The following is a 23,944-nucleotide window of genomic DNA, read 5'->3' on the forward strand; positions in this document are numbered from 1 at the left end:
GCCGGTGGGGCGTACGGGACGGACGCCTCAGGTGAGGTCGAACTCGCCGTCACGCGCGCCGAGTACGAAGGCGCGCCATTCGGCGGGCGTGAAGATCAGCGACGGCCCGTCCGGGCTCCGCCCGTCCCGCATCGCGATGTAGCCCTCGATAAAGGCGATCTGGACGTCGCCCGTGCCCTGACTGCTGGACTGCCAGTCCGCGCTCGCAAGATCCAGCTGCGGCTTCTTACCGTTGGTCAACGGCTGTCCGATGGTGCTCTCGGCCACGTCCGCTCTCCTCCCACGTCGTCATCCGCGACCCAGCCTAGCCACCGGGCCCTTTGCCCGACAGGCAATGGGACAAGCTGCCCGGATACACCGCCCGATCAGGTGGTGGGCCGGTCCGCGCCGACGAGCCACATCGAGAAGAACTGCGCGCCGCCGCCGTACGCGTGGCCCAGCGCCCGGCGGGCCCCTTCCACCTGGTGCTCACCGGCCTGGCCGCGTACCTGCAGCGCCGCCTCGGCGAACCGGATCATGCCGGACGCGCCGATCGGGTTGGTGGACAGCACCCCGCCCGACGGGTTGACGGGGAGATCGCCGTCGAGTTCGGTGACGCCCGCCTCGGTGAGCTTCCAGCCCTCCCCCTCGGCGGCGAAGCCGAGGTTCTCCAGCCACATCGGCTCGTACCAGGAGAACGGCACGTACATCTCGACCGCGTCGATCTCCCGGCGCGGATCGGTGATCCCGGCCTGCCGGTACACATCGGCGGCGCAGTCCTTGCCGGCCTGCGGGCTGACGTAGTCCTTGCCCGCGAACATCGTCGGCTCGCTGCGCATGGCCCCGCCGTGCAGCCAGGCGGGCGGGCGCGGCGTCCGGGCCGCGCCCTCGGTGTCGGTGAGCACCATCGCGACCGCGCCGTCGGAGGACGGGCAGGTCTCGGAGTAGCGGATCGGGTCCCACAGCATGGGGGCGGCCCGCACCTTCTCCAGGGTGATGTCCTTCTCGTGCAGGTGGGCGTAGGGGTTCTTCAGGGCGTTGCGGCGGTCCTTGAACGCGACGAGGGAGCCGATGTGGTCGGGCGCCCCGGTGCGGCGCATGTAGGCGCGTACGTGCGGGGCGAAGAAGCCGCCGGCGCCGGCGAGCAGCGGCTGCTGGAACGGGATCGGCAGCGAGAGCCCCCACATGGCGTTGGACTCGGACTGCTTCTCGAACGCGACGGTCAGTACGGTGCGGTGGACGCGGGCCGCGACCAGGTTGGAGGCGACCAGCGCGGTCGAGCCGCCGACCGAGCCCGCGGTGTGCACCCGCAGCATCGGTTTGCCGACCGCTCCGAGGGCGTCCGCCAGATACAGCTCCGGCATCATCACGCCCTCGAAGAAGTCCGGGGCCTTGCCGATGACGACCGCGTCGATGTCGGCGAAGGTGAGTTCGGCGTCGGCGAGCGCCCGCAGGGCCGCCTCGCGCAGCAGCCCCGCGATCGACACGTCGTGCCGGGCCGCGACGTGCTTGGTCTGGCCGATGCCGACGACGGCCACGGGTGCCTTGCTCATTTCACATCCCCTTCCAGGACGGCGACCAGGTTCTGCTGCAGGCAGGGACCGGAGGTCGCGTGGGCCACGGCGCGGTCGGAGTCGCCGCGGTGGATGCGGGCGGCCGCCTCGCCGAGCCGGATCAGGCCGGCGGCCATGATGGGGTTGGCGGCGAGCGGACCGCCGGACGGGTTGACGTCCACCTCGTCGCCCAGCCGCAGCGCCCTGCGCAGCACGACCTCCTGGGAGGTGAACGGCGCGTGCAGTTCCGCGGTGTCGACCGGCGCGTCGAAGAGCCCGGCCCGTTCGGCCGCGAGCCGGGTGGACGGTGAGTCGGTGAGGTCGCGGACGCCGAGGCTGTGCGCCTCGATCCGGTGGTCGAGGCCGCGGATCCACGCGGGCCTGGCGCAGAGCCGGCGGGCGGTGTCCCCGGCGGCCAGCACGATCGCGGCGGCGCCGTCGCCGACCGGCGGGCAGTCCTGGCGGCGCAGCGGCTGGACGACGTACTCCCCGCCGTCGCGGACGGAGGTGAGCTGCGCGTACGGGTTGTCCCGCGCGGAGGCGCGGCTGCGGGCGGCGACCCCGGCGAGTTCGGGTTCGCTGGTGTGCCCCGCGTCGATGAGGGCCCGCGCCTGGAGCGCGGCGAGCGCGACCGGGTCGGGCCACAGCGGCGCGACGTAGTACGGGTCGAGCTGGCGGGTCAGTACCTCGCGGACGTCGCCGGGCGAGGACTTGCCGTAGGAGTACACCAGCGCGGTGTCGGCCTCACCGGTGAGGATCTTCACCCAGGCCTCGTAGAGCGCCCAGGCGCCGTCCATCTCGACATGCGATTCGGAGATCGGCGGCCAGGCGCCGACCCCGTCCAGGGCCATCGTGAAGGAGAAGGCCCGGCCGGCGAGGTAGTCCGACGACCCGGAGCAGGTGAAGCCGATGTCGCTGGCCTTCAGTTCGACCTGGTCGAACGCCTCGTGCAGCACGGGCATGAGCAGTTCGACCTCGGAGACCTCGGCCGTGCTGCGGGCGTGCCGGCTCTGGGCGAACGCCACGATCGCGACGTCCCGCATCTAGACCATCTCCTTGTACGTGTCGTAGCCGGCGTCGGGCTCTCCGGTCGGCCGGTAGTGGTCGGGGAAGCCGCCGTCGTCGCTCCACACGGGTTCGACGCGCATGCCCATCCGCACCTGGTCGTAGGGGAGGCCGCCGATGCGCCCGTGCAGGGCGAGGTCCGCGCCGTCCAGGGCGATGTGCGCGTAGACGTACGGCACTTCGATGTCGAGGCCGCGGGCCTTGATGTTGACGATGCAGAAGGTGGTGATGGTGCCGCCAGGTCCCACTTCCACCTGTTCCTCGGTGGCGACGCCGCAGGTGGGGCAGGCGCCCCGGGGCGGGATGTAGACCTTGCGGCAGGACGGGCAGCGTTCGCCGATCATCTTGCGGTCGGCGAGCGCGGCGAGGTAGCGGGTCTGGGCCCGGCCGGGGCTGTAGACGTAGTCGAGGCGCGCGGGGGCGACGATGCCGGTCACCGGATCGGTGAACTCGCCGTGGTGCGCGGTGGCCGCGCGCTCCGGCGGCCCGGTCCCGTCGTCCGGTTCGAAGCAGGCGATGTCGGTGATCGCGCCGACCCGCTCGGCGGCCCAGCGGATCCGTACCCGCATTCCGGTGCTGACGGCGTCGGGGCCGGCCGCGTCCAGGGCGTGCAGCATCGCGGTGTCGGCGCCGTCGAGGCGGACCAGGACCCAGGCGAAGGGCGTGGAGAGCGGCTGGTTGCGCCCGGGGTCGGGGTTCCAGGCCCAGGTGGTGACGGTGCCGGTGGCGCCGACCTCGACGAGTTCCCGCAGCTCCGCCGAGGTGACGGGGTCGTATTCGACGGGCGGTACGAGCACCCGGTCGTCGCCGGTGCGCACACCGAGCACGGTGCGTTCGCGCAGGCCGGTGAGGAACGCGCTCTGGACGGGGCCGAGCGAGCGGGTGAACGGGAACTCGACGACCAGTGGTGCGCTGAGGACTTCGGTCATGGGGGCTTCTCTCCTTGGGTCCCTGGGGTCAGGCGCGCTTGAAGACCGCGGGGCGCTTCTCGGCGAAGGCCCGGGGACCTTCCTTCGCGTCGGCGGTGGCGAAGATCGGCCAGCCCCGCTCCAGTTCGTGCTTGAGGCCCTCCGTCTCGGTCATCTCCGCGGTGTCGTACACGGACGCCTTGACCGCCTCGACGGCCAGCGGCCCGTTGGCGTTGATCTGTTCCGCGATCTCCAGGGCTCGCTTCAGCGCCGTGCCGTCGGGCACGACATGGCCGATCAGGCCGATGTCCTTCGCCTCCGCCGCGGAGTAGGGGCGGCCGGTGAGCAGCATCTCCAGGGCGTGGGTGCGGGGGATCTGCCGGGGCAGCCGCACGGTGGAGCCGCCGATCGGGAAGAGCGCGCGCCGGACCTCGAAGAGCCCGAGGGTGGCGCTCTCCCCGGCGACGCGGATGTCGGTGCCCTGCAGGATCTCGGTGCCGCCGGCCACGCAGTACCCCTCGACGGCGGCGATCACCGGTTTGCGCGGCCGGTGGTGCCGGAGCATCGCCTTCCAGTGCAGATCGGGGTCCTCCTTCATCCGGTCGCGGTACTCCTGCCCGGCCATCGCGCCGTCGTCGGAGGCCAGCGCCTTGAGGTCCATGCCGGCGCAGAAGGTGCCGCCGGCCCCGGTGAGGACGATGGAGCGGATCGAGTCGTCGGCGTCGGCCGCCAGCCAGCCGTCGTACAGACCGACCAGCATCGGCAGCGAGAGGGCGTTCTTCGCCTCGGGCCGGTTCAGGGTCAGTACGAGCGTCGCGCCGACGCGCTCCACCGTGAGATGTTCCGTGCCGCCCATGGCCGGCCTCCAAGGTCGCAATCTTCCGTCGCGGACCTAGAACAGGTTGCAGTAGGCGCAGGTCGAGTTCAATAGTTTTCTGACTACCAGTCAGATTTCCCGCCCGGGAACCCTTCCCACCTCGCTCCAGGAGGGTTCTAATGACCGCCGAGACCTTCGCAGCATCAAGGCTGGAGGAGCCGTGGAGTACAACCTTGCCGACCTCTTCGAGTCGGTCGTGGACGTGGTCCCGGACCGGGAGGCGCTCGTCTACATCGACCACCCCGGATCGGGCGCCGAGCGGCGGCTGACGTACGCCCAGCTCGACGCGGCCGCGAACCGGATCGCGCACCACCTGATCGGCAGCGGGATCCTTCCCGGCGACCACGTCGGACTGCATCTCTACAACGGCATCGAGTACCTGCAGACGGCACTGGCCTGCGTCAAGGCCCGTGCCGTGCCGGTGAACGTCAACTACCGGTACGTGGAGGAGGAGCTGGTCTACCTCTACCGGGACGCGGATCTGACGGCACTGGTCTTCGACGCCGAGTTCACCGGCCGGGTGGCCGCCGCACTGCCGCACACCGAGAAGCTGCGGCACCTGGTCAGGGTGGGCGTTCCGGCCGGGGACGAGCGGGAACCGGCCATCGCGCCGGTGGCCTTCACCGACGCCGAGGCGGCCGGATCCCCGGACCGCGGCTTCCCGCCGCGCTCCGCGGACGACCAGTTCATCATCTACACCGGCGGCACCACCGGTATGCCCAAGGGCGTCATGTGGCGCCAGGAGGACCTCTTCTTCTCCGGCATGGGCGGCGGCGCCCCCACCGGCGAGCCGGTCAAGCGGCCCGAGGAGCTGGCGGAGCGGGTCGCCGCGGGCGGCGAGGGGCTGGTCTTCTTCCCGACCCCGCCGCTGATGCACGGCACCTCCACGCTCACCGCGTTCATCGGCTTCAACTTCGGCCAGAAGGTCGTCATCCACCGCAAGTACGTGCCGGACGAGGTGCTGCGCACCATCGAGAAGGAGAAGGTCAGCAGCGTCTCGCTGGTCGGCGACGCCATGCTCCGGCCGCTGGCGGACGCCCTCGCCGGACCGCTGGCCGGCACCGACTGCTCCTCGCTGTTCACCATCTCCAGCTCGGGCGCGATCATGTCCGAGACCGTCCGCGCCCAGTTCCAGGCGCTGGTCCCGACGGTCATGATCCTGAACAACTTCGGCTCCTCGGAGTCCGGCTTCAACGGAACGGCCACCGACGACTCCAGCCCCGCCAACGGCTTCCGGCTGCGGGTCAACTCCCATATCGCGGTGGTCGACCTGGCCACGCTGGAGCCGGTCACGGTCGGCGAACCGGGACGCATCGCCCTGCGCGGACACGTACCGCTCGGCTACTACAACGACCCCGAGAAGACCGCGGAGACGTTCTTCCAGCGGGACGGCGAGCGGTGGGTGCTGCTCGGGGACATGGCGACGGTCGACGAGGACGGCGTCGTCACCGTTCTCGGGCGCGGTTCGCAGTGCATCAACACCGGTGGCGAGAAGGTCTATCCGGAGGAGGTCGAGGAGGCGCTCAAGGCGCACCCCGACGTCTATGACGCACTGGTCGCCGGGGTGCCGGACGAGAAGTGGGGCAATCACGTCGCCGCCGTCGTCCAGCCGCGCGACGGTGCGGACCCACTGACCCTCGACGACATCCAGGCGCACTGCCGCACCCGGCTGGCCGGCTACAAGATCCCGCGCAGCCTCGTCCTCATGGACAGCATCCAGCGCTCCCCCAGCGGCAAGGCCGACTACCGCTGGGCCCGTTCGGTGGCCACCGACGCGGCGGAGGCCGGGCGGTAGTCGGGCGGCCGCCCGAGGGGACGTCCCGGGCCGTTGTCAGTGGCGGCGCTTACGATCAGCGGTCAGGATCCCCCGTCGATCGGAGTGCGCGCGTGTCCGCCGATTCCACCTCGTTCCAACGTCCCGAGCCGCCGTACTACGCCGTCATCATCACGACACTGCCGAGCGGCGAGGACCCGGAGGGGTACGCGGACGCGAACCGCCGCATGGGACCGCTCTCCGCCAAGTGGCCCGGATACCTGGGCCGCGAGTCGGAGAGCGGTCCCGACGGCCGCGATCTGCTGGTGGTCTATTACTCGGACGCGGAGTCCATAGCCTCCTGGAAGGCCGATCCGGAGCACCTGGAGGTGCAACGGCTGGGCCGGGAGCGGTGGTACGCCTCGTACAGCGTCGAAGTGGCCCGCGTGGAGCGTGCCTACGGCTTCCGGCGCGACTAGGGCCTCCGACCGGGTGAGGCGGTGCGGCCGCACGGCACATCGCCTCACCCCGTGGATTCTGTACCTACTAGTATGTACACTCGGATCATGGAGACCTCGGAACGGTTGATCGCGAGCACCCAGGAACTCCTCTGGGAACGCGGCTACACCGGCACCAGCCCCAAGGCGATCCAGCAGCACGCGGGCGCCGGCCAGGGCAGCATGTACCACCACTTCTCCGGCAAGCCCGAGCTCGCGCTGACCGCGATGCGGCGCAGCGCGGAGCAGCTGATGGCCCAGGCCGACGCCCAGATGTCGGGCGGGGGCACCGCACTGGAGCGGGTCTCGGCCTATCTGCTGCGCGAGCGCGACGCGCTGCGCGGCTGCCGGGTCGGCCGGATGGCCATGGATCCGGACGTGATCGACAGCCCGGAGCTGCGCCGCCCGGTCCAGGAGACCTTCGCCTGGCTGCGCGGACGGCTCGCGGAGATCATCGCCGAGGGCCTGGCCGCGGGCGAGTTCAACGCCGCGCTCGATCCGCGGGACACCGCCGCCATGATCACCGCCGTCGTCCAGGGCGGCTATGTGCTCGCCCGCGCCGAGGACTCGCAGGAGCCGTTCCACCAGGCGGTGCGCGGTGCGGTCGCGCTGCTCGCCGCCCGCTCGACCACCGCCGACCGGTGACCACCGCCGAGCCGTAGGGAGTTCAGCCCGATGCACGCCATGCAGTACCGGATCACGCTGCCCGCCGACTACGACATGAAGATCATCCGCCGTCGGGTCGAGTCCCGGGGCCATCTGCTCGACGACTTCCCCGGTCTCGGACTGAAGGCGTACCTCATCCGCGAGCGCGGCACGGGGGGCACCTCCCAGCCGGAGGTCGGGGGCGAGTCGCCCGTCAACCAGTACGCGCCGTTCTATCTGTGGAACACCCCGCAGGGCATGAACAGCTTCCTCTGGGGGCCGGGATTCCAGGGAATCATCGACGACTTCGGCCGCCCCGAGGTCGAGCACTGGACGGGGCTGGCCTTCGAGCACGGGCCCGCGGCGGGCCGGGTTCCCCGGGCGGCCGCCCGCCGCGCCGTGCCGATCCCTCCCGGCGAGGATCCGGCCGCCGTCATCGACCGCGCCGCCGGCACCGTCCGCGAGTACGCCGGCACGCCCGGCGTGCACTCGGCCGCGCTCGCCGTCGATCCCCGGCACTGGGAACTGCTGCACTTCACGCTCTGGGAGCACACCGCTCCCGCCGCGGCCGGGGACCGCTACGAGGTGCTGCACCTGTCGGCGCCGGAACGGAACACCATCGAGACGGGACGACAGTGGTGAAGCAGGCGAGCATCGACCGCGAGGCCGGCTACCGGTTGCTCGGCGAACTGGCGGGCCCGGAGACCATCGAGGCCACTCTCTCCCGCCTCGACGCGGTCGCCCCCGGATTCCCGGACTGGATCGTGACGGCCCTGTTCGGCGGCACCTACCAGCGCGAGGGGCTGGCGCTGCGCGACCGGCAGATCGCCAACCTCGCCGCGCTGGCGGCGCTGGGCGGTGTGGAGCCGCAGCTGGACGACCATGTGCGCAACAGCCTGCGCATCGGGATCGAGCCGCGGGAGATCGTCGAGGTGATGGTCCATCTCGCCCCGTACATCGGTGTGCCGAAGGCGCTGGCGGGACTGCGCGTCGTGACGGCCGCCCTCGGGAAGGACGCCGTCGGGAAGGACACGAGGATCACGCTGGACGGCGGCACCTCCAACTTCCCGCAGAGCAGGTCGAGGACGTCGGGGGCCGCCGCTGCTGCCAATCCGGCGCGGGCGCTGTCAGCCGAGTGGATCGACGGCTAGAACAGGGCCGGTCGCGAGCTCGGCGACGACGGCGGCGTGGTCGGAGGGCCACACCCCGTCGACGGGTGCGTCGGCCGCGCGGCGGGCGCTGCGGATCCAGCCGCGGCCGTCGGGGCCCGGCAGTCCGACGAAGAGGTAGTCGATACGGCTCGGGCGATCCCCGAAGTTGACCGAATCCCGGTGGGCGATGTCCCAGGTGCCGTGCGGCTGCGAGGGGTCGGCGAAGCGCCAGGCGTCCAGCAGCACCAGCCCGGGTTCGGCAGGTGCGGTCTTGTAGCCGCCGATCAGCCGTACCTCGTCGAAGTCGGGCTCCGCGTTGAAGTCGCCGGACACGACGGGTGGGAAGCTCCCGCTCGCCCGCACCGTCCCCCACCCCGTCCGCTCGTTCACGAACGCCGCCAGCTCCCGCACCTGCGCGCAGCGCACGCCGGACTCCGCCGGGCCGGAGTTGAGATGGGTGGTGAAGAACGGCAGCGGGCCGCCGGGGGCGTCGATCAGAGCGTGCAGGACGGTCTTGCCGTCGTCGGGGAAGCCTGCCGCCGGCAGCCGGCGCTCCGCCGTCTCCAGGATCGGGTACCGGCTCAGGACGGCGACACCCACGTCGACCGAGGTGTCACCGCCGTTGCGCCGGTGCCACCGGTCCTGGACCGGTGAGCGGGACCAGACCCATTCCATGCCGAGTTCCTTGGCGAGCCACCCGGCGAAGTTCTCGCTCGCGCTCCCCCACACCTCCTGCAGCCCCAGGACATCGGGCCGTTCCTCCCGCAGCACGTGCGCGATCGCGTCCCTGCGCGCTTCCCAGGGCCCGAACCGCCACCATAGATTCCAGGTCATCAGGCGGATGGTTCCGCCGTCCCGGGCGCTCGCAGTATCCACTGGCCGCTTCCTCTCCCGACGCCTACGGTGGCGGCATGCCCACCCAAGTGATCATTCTCAACGGCGGATCGAGCGCGGGGAAGAGCGGAATCGCCCGCTGTCTGCAAACCGTCCTTCCGGAGCCGTGGCTGAGCTTCGGCGTCGACACCCTCGTCGATGCGCTGCCCGCCGCGATGCGGGCCTCGGACTCCGGTATCTCCTTCGGCCCGGACGGCGACGTGACCACCGGGGCCGCGTTCCGGCTGCTCGACGTGGCCTGGGCCGAGGGCATCGCGGCCATGGCGCGCGCCGGTGCCCGGATCGTCGTCGACGAGGTGTTCCTCGGCGGCGCCGGCTCGCAGGCCAGATGGCGCACGGCACTGACGGGTCTCCACGTGCTGTGGGTCGGGGTGCGGTGCGAGGCCGGGGTCGCCGAGGAGCGGGAGGCCGCCCGCGGTGACCGGGTCGCGGGCATGGCCCGGTCCCAGGCCCTGCTCGTGCACGAAGGGGTGGAGTACGACCTCGAGGTGGACACCACCGCCACGGAGTCCCTCGTGTGCGCCCGCGCCATCGCCGCGCGGACCGGCTGACGACGAGGGACGATCCACCGGCCTCGCTCTTCCGGGCGTCTGACAGGATATTGGACCCACCGCCGTCTCGGGACAAGGCCACTTATGCAGCCGTCGCACGCGTCGTCGCCCCGGTCCGCCGGGCCGGTCACCGGGCCGGGGGCCGGCGCCGTCCTGGAGAGCAACCGGCTGCGGGCGGACCCGGCGCCCTGGTGGATGCCGCCGTCGACAGCGGTGCTCGCGGGTGTGATCGCCTATGTGCTGGCGGACGACCGGCTGCTGCGGCTGGTGGTGCCGTTCGCCCTGGCGGCGCTCGTCTGGGGTGCCGCGGCCGGGTGGCGGCGGCTGCGGCCGCTGACGTTCTGGCGGCTGAGCGCGAGCGGGCTGCAGCAACTGCGGGGCGGCCGGGTGCGGGTGACGCATCCGTTCTCCCGCGAGCAGCCGCTGACGCTCCTGGTGCCGGATCTCGAGGTCCTGGCGCCGGCCGAATACGGGGCGACGAAGGTCGGCAGACTCTGCTCGATGGGCGTGGAGGACATGGCGCTGGCGATGTTCCCGTTCCATCTGACGGCCCGGCGGCTCGGCGCCCCGGTCCGGATCGTGGACCGGCAGGGCGCCGCCTCAGGCGCGGCGGTGCACTGGGAGACGGTCTTCGCCCGCCGGGAGGCGGCGCTGCTGTCCGCCGCGGCGGAGGGACCGCTGCCGGCGGCCCAGGAGAGCGCGGTCGAGCTGTCGCGGGCCGAACCGGGGCTGCGGGCCCGGCAGTACGGACGCCGGCTGGCGGCGCTGGCCTGCGGTGCGACCGCGCTGCTGGTCGCGGCGGTCGGCGACGGCCCGACGGCGGTCCCCGGACGCGTCGCGCTGATCAACGCCCTCGGGGTCACGGTCGTGGTGCTGGCCGCGGGTTACCTCGTCCGGCTGGCCGGGAACCGGCCCGCGCGCTGGACCGTCACCCCGGAGCGGATCACCGCCTTCGATCCGGTCTTCGGCAGCACCGACCTGGCCGCGGAGCGCATCGCCGGGCTGGTCGCGCAGCCGCTGTCCGCCCCCGGCACGGGAGGCGGCGGGGCCGAGCCGGCGGCGCTGCTGCAGATCTACGGCCATGACCTGGCGCTGCTGGGCACCGCGCACACCGGCCGGATCCCGGCGGAGGAGCTGTTCGCGGTGCTGCGGTCGCGCGGCTACCGGGTGATCGAGGACGGGCCGCGCAGCCGCGCCTACGACCTGCGGCCGGGCTTCCTCCCCCATCAGATCGCCCCGGACGCCGTACTGGCCGTCACCGCGGAGTATCTGCGCTGGGAGGGCGCCGGCGCGGAGATCCGCGTCCAGCGCGCGGACATCGGCGCGATGGAGATCAACACCCGCCACGGTCACCCCTGGCTGCGGCTGCGCGGCAAGGACGGGACCGAGCAGCTGGACGCGCCGCTCAGCGCGCTCCGCATCTCCCGCACCGAACTGCGGGACCGGGCGCGGGCGTTCGGCTATCCGCTCACCGATCCGGAGCACGATGCCTATCAGACGGCGGCCTACGCGAGCCTGGCGGCGGGCGTCGTCCAGGACCGGCCGGCCGTGACCGCCGGAACGACCGCCGAGCCCGTCGTGCTGGACATGCCCTGGACCACCCGCAAGTGGTACTACATCGCGGGCGCCGTGCTCATGGTCGTCGTGGTGGGGGTGGTCGGCTTCAAGATGCGCTATCTCAGCGGTGACATGAGCTGGCTCCTCTGGGGCCTGCCTGCGGCCGCGGCCGCAGGAGCGCTGCTCGGCGGCCTGTACGACCTGCGCCGCCCCGGGCTGGCCCTCGGCCCGGACGGCATCCGCCTCGCCTCGCGCGGCGGCTCGGGCCGTACCCGGTGGGAGTACCCCCGCACCGCGATCGGCGGCATCGGCGTCGACACCCACGAGGAGGGCCAGGAGGCGCTCTTCGTCTGGTCGCCGACCGGCCAGGTCATCCGCAAGGAGAGCTTCGACCTGCCGGACACCGACCAGTTGCGCCAAGCCTGTGAGAGCGCCGGCCTGCCGTTCGGCCGCCCGGACCCGGGCCGCTGGGGCCCGCCGCCGGAGATCTGACGCGGCCCCGCCCGCCGGTCAGGACGGGCGGGTGCCGGCCGCCCGGCGGTCGTGGTCACAGCGCGCGGCCGCGGCCCTCCCAGTACGGGTCGCGCAGCCGCCGCTTGTAGAGCTTGCCGTTGGGGTCGCGGGGCATCTCGGTGATGAAGTCGACGGTTCTGGGCCGCTTGTAGCCGGCGAGCCGCTTCTCGCAGTGGGCCAGGATGTGGTCGGCCAGCTCGGGCCCCGCCTTGTGGCCGGCGGCGGGTTCGATGACGGCCTTGACCTCCTCGCCCCAGCTCTCGTGCGGGATCCCGAAGGCCGCGGCGTCGGCGACGGCGGGGTGGGTGAGCAGCGCGGCCTCGATCTCGGCGGGGTAGATGTTGACGCCACCGGAGATGATCATGTCGATCTTGCGGTCGCGCAGATACAGATAGCCGTCCTCGTCGAGATAGCCGAGGTCGCCGACGGTGAAGAAGTCGCCGATGCGGTTCTTCTTCGTCTTGCCCTCGTCCTTGTGGTAACTGAAGCCGCCGGTCTTCATGTTGATGTAGACGGTGCCGACCTCACCCGCCGGCAGCGGGTTGCCGTCGTCGTCATAGATGGCGATCTCGCTGATCGGCCAGGCCTTGCCGACCGTGCCGGGCCGCTTGAGCCAGTCGGCGGCGGGCGCGAAGGTGCCGCCGCCCTCGCTGGCGGCGTAGTACTCCTCGACACAGGGCCCCCACCAGTCGAGCATGGCGCGCTTGACGTGCTCGGGGCAGGGCGCGGCGCCGTGGATGGCGTGCCGCATGGAGGAGACGTCGTAACGCTCCTTGACCTGCTCCGGGAGGGCCAGCAGGCGGTGGAACTGGGTGGGCACCATATGCGTGTGGGTGCAGCGGTAGCGGTCGATGACGCGGAGCATCTCCTCCGGCGACCACTTGTCCATGAGGACGACCGGGTGCCCGATGTGCAGTGCCGCGCCCGCGAACTGGAGCACCGCGGTGTGGTAGAGCGGCGAGCAGACGAGATGGACGTTGTCGTCGAACGGCTTGATGCCGAAGATGCCGAGGAACCCGCCGAGGTAGGTCTCCTCGGGCAGCTTCCCGGACAGCGGGCGGCGGATGCCGCGGGGGCGCCCGGTGGTGCCCGAGGTGTAGTTCATGACCCAGCCGCTGGTGCGGTCCGCGGGCGCGCCGACCGGCTGTCCGTCGGTCAGTTCGGCGTACGGCCGGAAGCCCGGCACCTCGCCGACCGAGAACCGCCGGCCCACCGGGAACTCCGCCTCGTCGGCGGCGGCCTGCGCGTCGGCCGCGAACCGCTCGTGGGCGATGAGGACCTTGGCGCCGGAGTCGGACAGGATCCAGGCGATCTCGGGTGCCACGAAGTGGTGGTTGACCGGCACCAGGTAGAAGCCGGCCTGGAACGCGGCGAGATAGGCGGTGAAGAACTCGACGCTGTTGGGCAGCACGACCGCGAAGGCGTCACCGGGTTCGAGCCCGGCCTCGCGCAGTCCGTGGACGAGCTGGTTGCAGGCGGCGCTGAGCCGGCCGGCGTTCCATTCGTCGCCGTCCGGGGCGACCAGCACCAGCCGGTCGGGGTCCTGGGCGGCCTGTGCCCAGAAGCCGTTGGGTGCGGTGGACGTCATGGTGCCTCCTCAGGCTCGGCCGGCGATGCGGTTGATACGGTCGACGGCCCGTTCGAAACCGCGGGTGAGATCGTCGAAGACCGCCTGGACGCTGCGTTCGGAGTTCATCTGGCCGACGATCTGGCCCACCGGGGTCCCGAGCAGCGGCTCGGTCTCGTACTTCTGGATCCGGGAGACCGCGTCGGCGACCAGCAGGCCCTGCAGCGGCATCGGCAGGGTGCCGGGACCGGCCGGGTCCTCCCAGGCGTCGGTCCATTCGGTGCGCAGCTGACGGGCCGGCTTGCCGGTGAGGGCCCGGGACCGGACGGTGTCGCCGGAGCCCGCCGCGAGCAGCTTGTCGATGAGCACCCGCGAGGGGAGTTCCGCCTCGGTGGTGGTGAGCCACACCGAGCCGAGCCAGACGCCCTGGGCGCCCAGGGCCAGTCCGGCGGCAACCTGTTCACCGGTGCCGATGCCGCCCGCGGCCAGCACAGGGATGCCCTCGACGGCGCTGACGACCTCGGGGACCAGCACCATGCTGGCGATCTCGCCGGTGTGGCCGCCGGCCTCGTAGCCCTGCGCGACGACGATGTCGATGCCGGCGTCCTTGTGGTGCCCGGCGTGGCGGGCGCTGCCGGCGAGGGCGGCGACGAGGACGTCGTGCTCATGGGCGCGGGCGATGACGTCGGCGGGCGGCGAGCCCAGCGCGTTGGCGAGCAGTTTGATCGGGTAGTCGAAGGCCACGTCGAGCTGGTTGCGGGCGACCTGTTCCATCCAGCCGGTGATCCGCCAGCCCGACACGTCGTCCGGTCCCAGCTCCGGTACGCCGTGCTTGGCGAGCACCTGGCGGACGTACTCGCGGTGCCCTTCGGGGATCATGGCCTCGATGTCGGCCTCGCTGACGCCTTCGACCTTCTTGGCGGGCATCACGACGTCGAGGCCGTAGGGCCGGCCGCCGGTGTTCTCCTCCATCCAGTCCAGGCTGCGGGCGAGTTCGTCCGCGTCCGAATAGCGCACCGCACCGAGCACGCCCATTCCCCCGGCGCGGCTGATGGCCGCGGCCACCGCGGGGAACGGCGTGAAGCCGAAGATGGCGTGCTCGATACCCAGCCGTTTGCTCAGCTCCGTCTCCATGGTGGGCAGGATGCCGCAGCGGGCGCGGAGACGGAAGAGATTATCTGACGCAACGTCAGATATTTGGGAAACTCACAGCCTCTGCGGGCCCCCCTGTTGCGCCGCGACCTTGCGGTAGAGCGCGAGCGCCTCCGCCGAGCGGCCGAGCTGTTCCAGGCAGTGCGCCTCGTCGTTGCGGCTGGTGAGGGTGTCGGGGTGGGCCGGGCCGAGCACCCGGGTCCGGGCGTCGGCGACCTCGCGGTACACGTCCAGCGCCGTCTCCCACCGGCCCAGCCAGCCGAGCCCCACCGCGACCTCGCGCTTGCTGACCAGGGTGTCGGGATGGTCCGCGCCCAGCGCCTGCTCACGGATCTCCGCGACGGTCCCCGCCTCGGCCAGCGCCTGGTCCCAGCGGCCGAGCCGGCCGAGGTTGACGCCCAGGGCGTGCCGGGCGCGCAGCGTCTCGGCGTCGGACGGGCCCCCGGTACGGGTGCGGGCCGCGACCAGGTCGCGGTAGAGCTCCAGCGCCTCGGCGCTGCGCCCCAGCCGGCCCAGGCATATCCCCATCTCGTAGCGGGCGGCCAGGGTGTCCTGATGGCCGGCACCCTGGGTGCGCTCATGGGCGGCGGCCACCTCCCCGTACACCTCCAGCGCCTCGGCCCAGCGGCCGAGCTGGCCCAGCACGTAGCCCACCTCGTAGCGGGTGACCAGCGTCTCGGGGTGGTCGGGGCCCAGCACCCCGGCCCGGACCGCGGCGAGTTCGACGGCCATGGCGTACGCCTCGTCGAGCCGTCCCAGCCGGCCCAGGTTGAAGGCCAGGTTGTGCCGGCAGCGCAGGGTGTCGGGGTGCTCGGCGCCCAGGGTGCGCTCGCGGGCGGCGAGCACCGCGGAGTAGCCCTGGTGGGCCTCCAGGTGCAGACCGAGCCGGCCGAGCGCGTACGCCGCCTCGTGCCGGGCGGCGAGAGTGTCGGGATGGTCGGGGCCGAGGACCCGCTGCCGCACCCCGCCGACGTAGTCGTAGAGCCGCATCGCGTCCTCGGTCCTGCCCAGCCGGGCCAGACAGGACGCCGCCTCGTGGCGGCTGGTCAGGGTGTCCGGGTGCTCGGTGCCCAGCGCCCGGTCGCGTTCCGCGGCGACCGCGGTGTGCAGGTCGTACGCCTCCTGCCAGCGGCCCAGCCGCTCCAGGTCGATTCCTTCGGTGTGCCGGGCGGCCAGCGTCGCGAGCTGCTCCGGCGCGGGCGCGACGGCGCCCAAGGCGGTGCGGGTGGACCAGGCGCCGGTGAGTTCGTGCCGCGGCGGCGCGGCGGCGTGGAACGCCCGGGTGGCGCGGGCGCCGGAGTCCGAGGCCAGGTCGCGCGCCCAGGACGGCAGCGGGGCCGCCGGGACCACCGGGCGCTCCGCCGCGCCGCGCATCGCCTTCAGCCGGCCGCCGACGTCCGCCGCGTTCTGCGGCCGGTCGTCCGGGGCCTTGGCGAGCAGGTCCAGGATGAGCCGCTCCAGCTCCTGCGGCAGGTCGGGCCGGCCGGCGCACAGCGGCTCGGGCACGGCGTCGCGGTGGGCGACCAGCACCGCCCAGGCGTCGTCCATGTCGAACGGCGGCGCCCCGGTGGCGAGCTCGTACAGCACACAGCCGAACGAGTACAGGTCGCTGCGCTGGTCGACCTCGGACGCGCCGATCTGTTCCGGCGACATGTAGTGCGGGGTCCCCATGGCGATGCCGGTGCCGGTGAGGCGGGAGGTGAAGCCGATGTCGTGGCCGAGCCGGGCGATGCCGAAGTCGCAGATCTTCACGGCGCCGTCGCTCAGCCGGATGATGTTGGCCGGTTTCAGATCCCGGTGCACGATGCCCTGCGCGTGGGTGTATGCCAGCGCCGACGCGACCTGTTCCGCGATGTCCATGAGGTCCGGGACCGGCAGCGGCTGGCGCCGGGCGTCGTCCAGCACCTGGAGCAGATTGCGTCCGTCGAGCAGTTCCATCACCAGGAACAGCACGCCGTCGTGCTCGCCGAAGTCGTGCACCACGGTCACGCCGCGGTGCTGCAGCGAGGCCGCCACCCGGGCCTCGCGCCGGAACCGCTCCTGCAGGATCCGGGTGAACCCGGCGTCCGCGGCCGGGCTCAGCGGCTTGAGGCACTTGACCGCGACCCGCCGCCCGAGCGACTCGTCCAGGGCCAGCCAGACCTCGCCCATCCCGCCCCGGCCGATCAGCTCGTTCAGCCGGTACCGGCTCTGAATCAGCGTGCCACTGCCATCGTGTACAGCCGCCATCATCCGCCGCCGCCCCCGTCGTTCCGCGTAACTCCCCCGGCGTCCAGTATGGCCGCAGGCACCGCCGGGAGGCACGTCGCATTACGGCAGGGAACGCGCCCCTTCGCGCAGCTTGTACACGGACGGATGGCTTCCGGGCCCGAGCCGCCCCACCGCCTTGAGGATATGTCCCGGCGGCAGCTGCCAGCGCAGCTGGGCGGGGACGGTGCGCAGCGCCCGGCCGGCCAGCCGCAGCCGCAGCCCGGTGGCGGCGGCGGAGGGCGCCGGGCGGCCGTACAGCTGCTGGGCGAAGGGCGGCAGCGCCGCGTAGGCCAGGTCCGCGACCCGGGCCCACAGCAGGGCCCTGGCCGGCACCAGGGGCCAGGGCACCGGCGGCGCCTGCAGGAACGCGTAGACCGCGTCCGAGTCCTCGGTGGCGGCCAGCTCCGGCCGGACGTTCTCGAAGTAGTCGGCGAGCGCCAGGGTGCTCTCGGGCACCGTGCCGGGGTCCAGGCCGACCAGCCGGGCGGCGGTGCGCTGCTCGTCGACGTAGGCGTCGGCCTGGCCGCCGGTGAGCGGCAGCCCGGACCGGCGGGCGGCCGCCAGATAGGAGTCGATCTCGGCGCAGTGCACCCACAGCAGCAGTTCCGGGTCGTCCACGCCGAACCGCTCACCGGTGCGCGGATCGATCGCGCCGAGCCGGCGGTGTATGCCGCGCACCCTGGCCCCGGCCCGCTCGGCCTGGAGGGAGGTGCCGTAGGTGATCGTGCCGACGAAGTCGGCGGTCCGCAGCAGGCGCCCCCAGGCGTCCTTCCGGAAGTTGGAGTTCTGCATGACGCCCTGCACGGCGCGGGGGTGCAGGGCCTGCAGATACAGGGCGCGCACCCCCGCGACCCACATGATCGGATCGCCGTGCAGCTGCCAGGTGACCGACCGGGGTCCGAAGAGCCCGGGGTCCGCGTCGCGCATCGCCGCCTCCATCGCCGCCCGTGTGCCCCCACCTCCACGCTAACGGCGGACGCGCGGCATACCCAGGCCGATCCACGAGATGATCTCCCGCTGGATCTCGTTGTTGCCGCCGCCGAAGGTGAAGATGACCGCGCTGCGGTAGCCGCGCTCCAGCTCGCCGTGGAGGACGGCGCCCGCGGAGCCCTCCTTCATCGGGCCCGCGGCCGCGGTGATCTCCATCAGCCAGGCGTAGGCGTCCCGGCGGGCCTCGGAACCGTAGACCTTGACCGCGGAGGCGTCCTGCGGGGTGAGCGTTCCCTGCTGGAGGGCGTCCACCATCTGCCAGTTGAGGAGCTTCATCGCGTCGAGCCGGGTGTGCGTCAGCGCGAGCCGGCGCCGCACCCAGCCCAGGTCGATGACCCGGCTGCCGTCGGCGAGCTTGGTGTCGGCGGCCCAGCGCTGCACGTCGTGCAGGGCGCGGATCGCCATGGTGCCGTGGGCGGCGAGGGTGACGCGCTCGTGGTTGAGCTGGTTGGTGATCAGCCGCCAGCCCTTGTTCTCCGCGCCGACCCGGCGGCCGGCCGGGACCCGGATGTTCTCGTAGTAGCTGGCGGTGGTGTCGTGCGAGGCGAGGGTGTTGATGATCGTGCACGAGTAGCCGGGGTCGGAGGTGGGCACCAGCAGCATCGTGATGCCCTTGTGCGGCGGGGCATCCGGGTCGGTGCGCACAGCCAGCCAGACCCAGTCGGCGGTGTCGCCGTTGGTGGTCCAGATCTTCTGGCCGTTGACGGTGTAGGTGCCGGACTCCTCGTCGCCCTCGCGCACCGCGCGGGTCTTGAGCGCGGCGAGGTCGGTGCCCGCGTCCGGCTCGGAGTAGCCGATCGCGAAGTCCAGTTCCCCGGCGAGGATCTTCGGCAGGAAGTACGCCTTCTGCTCCTCGGTGCCGAACTGCATGATCGTCGGACCGACGGTGTTCAGCGCCATCAGCGGCAGCGGCACACCCGCCTGCGCCGCCTCGTCGAAGAAGATGAACTGCTCCATCGGCGACAGCCCCCGGCCGCCGAACTCCGCGGGCCAGCCGATGCCCAGCCAGCCGTCGGCGCCGAGCCGGCGGACGGTGTCCCGGTAGAACTTCTTCTGCGCCGCGGGATCGGCGTAGCGGGCGTAGACGTTGTCCGGCACCAGTCCGGCGAAGTACGAACGCAGCTCCACGCGCAGTTGCTGCTGCTCGGGTGTGTAGTCCAGGTGCACGGCCCCTCCTAAGGTCTCCGGGTCCCCGGTCCCTGCGGCGACGGCGCACAGACTAGAACGCGTTCCAGTAATTCGGAAGGGCTAACACCGGGCGGTGGGTTGCCCCGTCACTCGGCGACCGGCGCGGGGCAGGACGGCTCGAAGTCCTGGATCGCCAGCAGGGTGTCCCGCAGCATGCGCACCAGCAGGGACCGCACCACGTCCCGCTCCAGCCCCTGGTGGCCGAGCCAGTCCAAGGTCACGCCCTCGACGCACGACAGCCATCCGACCAGCGCGGTGCGCGCGACCACCGGGAGCTCCCGGTGCCCGTACGCGCCTTCGGCGATCGCCGCGAGCAGTTCCTCGCGCACCGCGTCGCGGACCGCGTGCACCTCGGCGTCGAAGCCGACACCGCCGCTCACGATCGTGCGGTAGGCGGCCTGGTTGTGCTGGGCGTAGCGGAGATAGCCGTCGACGGTGCGGTGCACGCGTTCGGCGCGCGGTAGGTCGGCGGTGCTGGAGGCACGCACCACGAGCTCCTCGACCGACTCGCGCACGATGGCGAGGTAGTAGCCGCGCTTGTTCTTGAAGTAGTAGTAGATCAGCCCTTTGGCGACGCCCGCGTGCCGGGCGATGTCGTCCATGGACAGGGCGTCGTACGAGGTGTTGGCGAACAACTTCCGTCCGGTGGCTATGAGTTCGGCTCGCCGCGCCAGGGACCGGTCGGTGCCGCGCGGTCCTCGTGGAACGTCCGTTCCACGCTGTTGACTATTATTCAAAATCGGGCCTACTCTCCAACTGCCACAGGATTTCCGCAGTATGCCAGAAGGCCGCCGGGCGTCACCGCCCTCCGCCGGGTCCTGTCGCGGCACGTCCCCGCACGCCTGATCACCCGCACCTCCTGATCACCCGCACCGCCGCACCGGCCGGGCATCCGCCGCCGGTGGGATCCGCTGCACCCGCCAGTACGTCAGCGTCAACGCGCTGATCCTGTCGGTGCTCTCGTTCGCCGCCACGAACCTCGGCGGTTTCCTGGTCGGCATGCTGCTCGGGATCGCCGGGAGCGCGATGGGTTTCGGCTGGACCCTGGACGAGCCCGTGGTGCCCGGCACCGCCGGCGGAGGGCCGGCGGAAGGGGCGGACCCGGACCCCGGATCCGGATCCGTGCCCGGCGCGACAGGCGGTGCTACGGGCAGTACCGGCGGCCGGGCGCTCGCCGTCGCGCTGCCGGCCGTCCTGCTGGTGATCCTCGCCGGCGCCGGCGCCGGCGCCGCACCGGTCCGTGCCGCCGACGGTGACGACGAGCCGCTTCACCCCGAACGGCTTCGTGCTCTCCTCGGTGACCACCGTGCCCACCGCCGGGGGCCCGCTGAAGGTCATGGTCGTCAGCATGGCGTCGGCGTCACTCACCGACTACCGGCTGTCCACCCACGACAGTCCCGGCCGGCTCGCCCTGAGCGCGGACCGGCTCGATCTCGGTGGGAACGTCCTGCTGTACCTCACCCGGCTCAGCGGCTGCGTCGAAGGCGTCTTCTGCGTGACCTTCACCCCCGACAAGCTGCCGATGCCGCCCGTCATCCCGCCCGGTGTCTTCCTCACGCGCGTGGAGGCGGAGCAGGCCCTCGTGACGTCGGACAGCATCGTCGCGCGGTCGCTGCGCCTGCGGGCGGAGCCCTCTCCGCCATAGGTCGTACGGGGCGGGCGCCGCGCCGGGCCCGCCGCCGGGGTGCCTTCGCCAGGCCCGGTACGTAGGCTGCCAGCGTGCACAGTGGACGCAACGACAGCTGTTGAAGCGGAGGGCCGCACCTCATGAAAATGCTCATCAACGTGGCCGAAAGCGTGGTCGCCGACGCCCTGCGCGGCATGGCGGCCGCCCACCCGGAACTGATCGTCGACGTCGAGCACCGGCTGATCGTCCGCCGGAACGCGCCCGTCGCGGGCAAGGTCGGTCTGGTCTCGGGAGGCGGCTCCGGGCACGAACCACTGCACGGCGGGTTCGTCGGACGGGGCATGCTCGACGCCGCCTGCCCCGGCGAGGTGTTCACCTCGCCCGTGCCGGACCAGATGGTCCGCGCTGCGGCCGCCGTGGACAGCGGCGCGGGCGTGCTGTTCATCGTCAAGAACTACACGGGCGACGTGCTGAACTTCGACATGGCGGCCGAGCTCGCCGAGGACGAGGGCGTACAGATCGCCAAGGTCCTGGTCAATGACGATGTCGCCGTCCTCGACAGCCTGTACACGGCCGGCCGGCGCGGTACCGGCGCGACGCTCTTCGTCGAGAAGCTCGCCGGCGCCCTGGCCGAGGAGGGCGCACCGCTGGAGCGGGTCGAGGCGCTCGCCCGGCGGGTCAACGAGTCCTCGCGCAGCTTCGGCGTGGCGCTCAGCGCGTGCACGACCCCCGCCAAGGGCAGCCCCACCTTCGATCTGCCCGCCGGTGAGCTGGAGCTGGGCGTCGGCATCCACGGCGAGCCCGGCCGCGAGCGGCGCGGGATGATGACGTCGGGCGAGATCGCCGATGTCGTCGTCGACGCGGTGGTCGAGGACCTGCGGCCCGACGCGCCGGTGATCGCCCTCGTCAACGGGATGGGCGGCACCCCGCTGCTGGAGCTGTACGGCTTCAACGCGGAGGTGCACCGGGCGCTGGCCGAACGCAAGGTACCGGTCGCCCGCACCCTGGTCGGCAACTACGTGACGTCCCTCGACATGGCCGGCTGCTCGGTGACCCTGTGCCAGGTGGACGAGGAGCTGCTGCGGCTGTGGGACGCCCCGGTCTCGACGCCGGGCCTGCGCTGGGGCTGCTAGGTGTATTGACCCGCGCAAACCACCCTGCGGGTCAATACACCTGGGGCGCGGCCGCGAACCAGCCTTTGTGCTGGTGCTGCTGATCGCGGCCGTGACCCAGGCCCTGCCACCCGCGACTCCATGGACACGCCCCGTAGAGAGGACCGCATGAACGCATCCACGGCTCCCGGCCCGGTGATCGACGCCGACTTCCTGCGCCGCTGGCTGGCGACGGCGGCCGCGGTCGTCGACCGCGAGGCGGACCGGCTGACCGAACTCGACTCCCCCATCGGCGACGCCGACCACGGCAGCAACATGCGGCGCGGTTTCACCGCGGCGCACGCGGCGGTGGAGCTGGAGCCGCCGCAGACCCCGGGCGGGGTGCTCACCCTCGTGGGCTCGCAGCTCATCAGCACCGTGGGCGGGGCTGCGGGCCCGCTGTACGGCACGCTGCTGCGCAGGGCGGGCAAGGCGCTGGGCGACGGCACCCCGGCCACCCCCGAGGAGTTCCGCGACGCCCTGCGCACCGGGGTCGAGGCGGTCGGGAAGCTCGGCGGGGCCGTACCTGGCGACAAGACGATGCTCGACGCGCTCGTCCCGGCGGTCGAGGCGCTGTCCTTCGCGCTCGACGCGGGCGCCGGGCTCGCGGACGGCCTCGCCGCCGCCCGGATCGCCGCGGACGAGGGCGCGGCGGCGACCGTGCCGCTGCAGGCCCGCAAGGGTCGCGCGAGCTATCTCGGCCCGCGCAGCATCGGACACCAGGACCCCGGCGCGACCTCGGCCGCGCTGCTGGTCGCCGCGCTCGCGGACACCGCGGCGGAGGCGGTCGCATGAGCGACGGCCTGGTCGGCATCGTCCTGGTGTCGCACAGCGCGGCGGTCGCCGAAGCGGTCGGCCTGCTCGCGACGGGGCTGGCCGGCGGCGGCGCCGTCGCGCGCGTCGCACCGGCGGGCGGCACTCCCGACGGTGAGCTGGGCACCAGCTCGGACCTGATCGCGGCGGCGGCGCACTCCGTGGACCAGGGCGCCGGGGTGGCGGTCCTGGTCGATCTGGGCAGCGCCGTGCTCACCGTCAAGGCGATGCTGGCCGAGGAGGACGAACTTCCCCCGGACACCCGGCTCGTCGACGCGCCCTTCGTCGAGGGCGCGGTCGCCGCGGTGGTCACCGCGTCCGCCGGGGCGGACCTGGCGGCGGTCGTCGCCGCGGCCGAGGAGGCGTACACGTACCGCAAGGTGTGACCGGCCGCCCGGCGGGCCTCCCGCGCGAGCGGGCGGCCCGCCGGGCGCACCGGTGCGGGGGGTACGGAACCCGCGCGGGGACGCACCGGTTTCGGCCATCACGTCCCACCGGGCCCATGCGGCGCTTAGCCCCCACCAGATCGGGCAGGCATGGTGCGGCCGTGTCAGGTTCCGATCCGGAGGGTCCTCGTATGAAGCGCAAGCAATGGGCTTTGCTCACCGCCGCCGCCGTTCTCCCGCTGAGCCTGACGACGGCCGCGGCCGCCGACGATCCGCCACCGGCGCCCGCCCCCTGCGCGTACACCGCGGCCGTCCCCGCCGACAACTTCAAGGGGATACCGGTCTTCGACGCACGGAAGGCCGCGAGACCGTACAGCGCGACGCTGAAGACCAGTCAGGGCTCCATCACCGTCAAGATGCTGACGGACAAGGCCCCGTGCACCACGTACTCGTTCCGGTTCCTGGCCGAGCGCGACTACTTCAACCGTTCGCACTGTCACCGCCTCACCACCCAGCGGCTGTACGTGCTGCAGTGCGGTGACCCGACGGGCACCGGCAGCGGCGGGCCGGGGTACTCCTTCCCCGACGAGAACCTGACGGGCGCCACCTACCCGGCCGGGACGCTGGCGATGGCCAACGCCGGTCCGAACACCAACGGCAGCCAGTTCTTCTTCGTCTGGAAGGACACCAAGCTCTCCCCCGCCTACACCCCGTTCGGCAAGGTCACCGCGGGGCTCGACGTCCTGCAGAAGATCGCCGCGGCCGGCGAGGACGACCAGAACGGCCCCGGCGACGGCTACCCGGCCCTTCCCGTGGACATCCGGAAGGTGCAGATCAGCACCAGGTGACGGCGGGACCGGCCCCGGCACTCCGGGGC

Annotated in this window: 24 protein-coding genes; 12 read left to right on the forward strand and 12 right to left on the reverse strand. The window is 72.4% G+C overall.

What is annotated here, in order from left to right; translation table 11 throughout:
- Positions 1–27: 27 nt before the first annotated feature.
- From C6N31_RS28565 to C6N31_RS28585, 5 genes are all read right to left on the reverse strand, one after another.
- Positions 28–267: a DUF397 domain-containing protein gene (locus tag C6N31_RS28565; RefSeq protein ID WP_138353944.1), complete on the reverse strand. Its 240-nt coding sequence runs from the start codon at positions 265–267 to the stop codon at positions 28–30.
- Positions 268–365: 98 nt separating this feature from the next.
- On the reverse strand, positions 366–1,532 hold the full coding sequence (locus C6N31_RS28570; RefSeq protein WP_138353945.1) for a thiolase family protein: 1,167 nt from the start codon (positions 1,530–1,532) through the stop codon (positions 366–368).
- Positions 1,529–2,575, reverse strand: a complete 1,047-nt coding sequence (locus tag C6N31_RS28575) for a thiolase family protein (protein ID WP_138353946.1) — start codon at positions 2,573–2,575, stop codon at positions 1,529–1,531. The genes C6N31_RS28570 and C6N31_RS28575 overlap by 4 nt, the downstream gene beginning before the upstream one ends.
- Positions 2,576–3,526, reverse strand: a complete 951-nt coding sequence (locus tag C6N31_RS28580) for a Zn-ribbon domain-containing OB-fold protein (protein ID WP_164295914.1) — start codon at positions 3,524–3,526, stop codon at positions 2,576–2,578.
- 28 nt (positions 3,527–3,554) lie between these two features.
- Positions 3,555–4,361: a crotonase/enoyl-CoA hydratase family protein gene (locus C6N31_RS28585; RefSeq protein ID WP_138353948.1), complete on the reverse strand. Its 807-nt coding sequence runs from the start codon at positions 4,359–4,361 to the stop codon at positions 3,555–3,557.
- Positions 4,362–4,542: 181 nt separating this feature from the next.
- Between C6N31_RS28585 and C6N31_RS28590 the strand changes: the two genes are divergently transcribed.
- The 5 genes from C6N31_RS28590 (at position 4,543) to C6N31_RS28610 (ending at position 8,428) form a co-directional block, all read left to right on the forward strand.
- On the forward strand, positions 4,543–6,177 hold the full coding sequence (locus C6N31_RS28590) for an acyl-CoA synthetase (protein ID WP_138353949.1): 1,635 nt from the start codon (positions 4,543–4,545) through the stop codon (positions 6,175–6,177).
- 92 nt (positions 6,178–6,269) lie between these two features.
- Complete coding sequence (locus C6N31_RS28595) at positions 6,270–6,614, forward strand: antibiotic biosynthesis monooxygenase family protein (RefSeq protein ID WP_138353950.1); 345 nt, start codon at positions 6,270–6,272, stop codon at positions 6,612–6,614.
- Positions 6,615–6,701: 87 nt separating this feature from the next.
- Positions 6,702–7,277, forward strand: a complete 576-nt coding sequence (locus C6N31_RS28600; protein ID WP_138353951.1) for a TetR/AcrR family transcriptional regulator — start codon at positions 6,702–6,704, stop codon at positions 7,275–7,277.
- A gap of 30 nt (positions 7,278–7,307) precedes the next feature.
- The gene (locus tag C6N31_RS28605) at positions 7,308–7,919 is read left to right on the forward strand and encodes a DUF4865 family protein (protein ID WP_138353952.1); all 612 of its coding nucleotides are present in this window, start codon (positions 7,308–7,310) and stop codon (positions 7,917–7,919) included.
- Positions 7,916–8,428 (forward strand): carboxymuconolactone decarboxylase family protein, encoded by a 513-nt coding sequence (locus tag C6N31_RS28610; RefSeq protein ID WP_244809026.1) that lies wholly within the window; start codon positions 7,916–7,918, stop codon positions 8,426–8,428. The genes C6N31_RS28605 and C6N31_RS28610 overlap by 4 nt, the downstream gene beginning before the upstream one ends.
- Here C6N31_RS28610 and C6N31_RS28615 read toward each other — a convergent pair.
- The gene (locus C6N31_RS28615) at positions 8,405–9,262 is read right to left on the reverse strand and encodes an endonuclease/exonuclease/phosphatase family protein (protein WP_138353953.1); all 858 of its coding nucleotides are present in this window, start codon (positions 9,260–9,262) and stop codon (positions 8,405–8,407) included. The genes C6N31_RS28610 and C6N31_RS28615 overlap by 24 nt on opposite strands.
- Positions 9,263–9,339: 77 nt before the next feature.
- Here C6N31_RS28615 and cpt point away from each other — a divergent pair, with 77 nt between their 5' ends.
- Both cpt and C6N31_RS28625 read left to right on the forward strand, forming a co-directional pair.
- Complete coding sequence (cpt, locus tag C6N31_RS28620; RefSeq protein ID WP_187144785.1) at positions 9,340–9,873, forward strand: chloramphenicol phosphotransferase CPT; 534 nt, start codon at positions 9,340–9,342, stop codon at positions 9,871–9,873.
- A gap of 84 nt (positions 9,874–9,957) precedes the next feature.
- Positions 9,958–11,922: a hypothetical protein gene (locus C6N31_RS28625; RefSeq protein ID WP_138353954.1), complete on the forward strand. Its 1,965-nt coding sequence runs from the start codon at positions 9,958–9,960 to the stop codon at positions 11,920–11,922.
- 55 nt (positions 11,923–11,977) lie between these two features.
- On the opposite strand, the gene C6N31_RS28630 is transcribed toward C6N31_RS28625, so the two are convergent.
- The 6 genes from C6N31_RS28630 to C6N31_RS28655 form a co-directional block, all read right to left on the reverse strand.
- Positions 11,978–13,531, reverse strand: coding sequence for an acyl-CoA synthetase (locus C6N31_RS28630; protein WP_198358536.1), 1,554 nt, complete (start codon positions 13,529–13,531; stop codon positions 11,978–11,980).
- A gap of 9 nt (positions 13,532–13,540) precedes the next feature.
- Positions 13,541–14,644, reverse strand: coding sequence for an NAD(P)H-dependent flavin oxidoreductase (locus C6N31_RS28635; RefSeq protein ID WP_198358537.1), 1,104 nt, complete (start codon positions 14,642–14,644; stop codon positions 13,541–13,543).
- 72 nt (positions 14,645–14,716) lie between these two features.
- A complete protein-coding gene (locus C6N31_RS28640; protein WP_232485781.1) occupies positions 14,717–16,894 on the reverse strand; it encodes a serine/threonine-protein kinase in 2,178 nt (725 codons plus the stop codon).
- A 78-nt stretch (positions 16,895–16,972) separates the two neighbouring features.
- The gene (locus tag C6N31_RS28645; protein WP_198358538.1) at positions 16,973–17,839 is read right to left on the reverse strand and encodes an oxygenase MpaB family protein; all 867 of its coding nucleotides are present in this window, start codon (positions 17,837–17,839) and stop codon (positions 16,973–16,975) included.
- A 39-nt stretch (positions 17,840–17,878) separates the two neighbouring features.
- Positions 17,879–19,069 carry an acyl-CoA dehydrogenase family protein gene (locus tag C6N31_RS28650; RefSeq protein ID WP_138353958.1) on the reverse strand — a complete coding sequence of 397 codons (1,191 nt, stop codon included), beginning with the start codon at positions 19,067–19,069 and terminating at the stop codon, positions 17,879–17,881.
- Between the two features lie 107 nt (positions 19,070–19,176).
- Positions 19,177–19,827: a TetR/AcrR family transcriptional regulator gene (locus C6N31_RS28655; RefSeq protein WP_138353959.1), complete on the reverse strand. Its 651-nt coding sequence runs from the start codon at positions 19,825–19,827 to the stop codon at positions 19,177–19,179.
- Between the two features lie 515 nt (positions 19,828–20,342).
- Between C6N31_RS28655 and C6N31_RS45960 the strand changes: the two genes are divergently transcribed.
- The 5 genes from C6N31_RS45960 (at position 20,343) to C6N31_RS28680 (ending at position 23,915) form a co-directional block, all read left to right on the forward strand.
- Positions 20,343–20,735, forward strand: coding sequence for a hypothetical protein (locus tag C6N31_RS45960; RefSeq protein ID WP_138353960.1), 393 nt, complete (start codon positions 20,343–20,345; stop codon positions 20,733–20,735).
- A gap of 122 nt (positions 20,736–20,857) precedes the next feature.
- The gene (gene dhaK, locus C6N31_RS28665; RefSeq protein ID WP_138353961.1) at positions 20,858–21,850 is read left to right on the forward strand and encodes a dihydroxyacetone kinase subunit DhaK; all 993 of its coding nucleotides are present in this window, start codon (positions 20,858–20,860) and stop codon (positions 21,848–21,850) included.
- 174 nt (positions 21,851–22,024) lie between these two features.
- Positions 22,025–22,663, forward strand: coding sequence for a dihydroxyacetone kinase subunit DhaL (gene dhaL / locus C6N31_RS28670; RefSeq protein WP_187145262.1), 639 nt, complete (start codon positions 22,025–22,027; stop codon positions 22,661–22,663).
- Positions 22,660–23,067, forward strand: coding sequence for a PTS-dependent dihydroxyacetone kinase phosphotransferase subunit DhaM (locus C6N31_RS28675; protein WP_138353963.1), 408 nt, complete (start codon positions 22,660–22,662; stop codon positions 23,065–23,067). Before dhaL ends, C6N31_RS28675 begins: the two co-directional genes overlap by 4 nt.
- Before the next feature lie 191 nt (positions 23,068–23,258).
- Positions 23,259–23,915 (forward strand): peptidylprolyl isomerase, encoded by a 657-nt coding sequence (locus C6N31_RS28680; RefSeq protein ID WP_138353964.1) that lies wholly within the window; start codon positions 23,259–23,261, stop codon positions 23,913–23,915.
- The last annotated feature ends 29 nt before the right edge of the window (positions 23,916–23,944 follow it).

The organism is Streptomyces fildesensis (genome assembly GCF_016107395.1).
GTDB lineage: Bacteria > Actinomycetota > Actinomycetes > Streptomycetales > Streptomycetaceae > Actinacidiphila > Actinacidiphila fildesensis.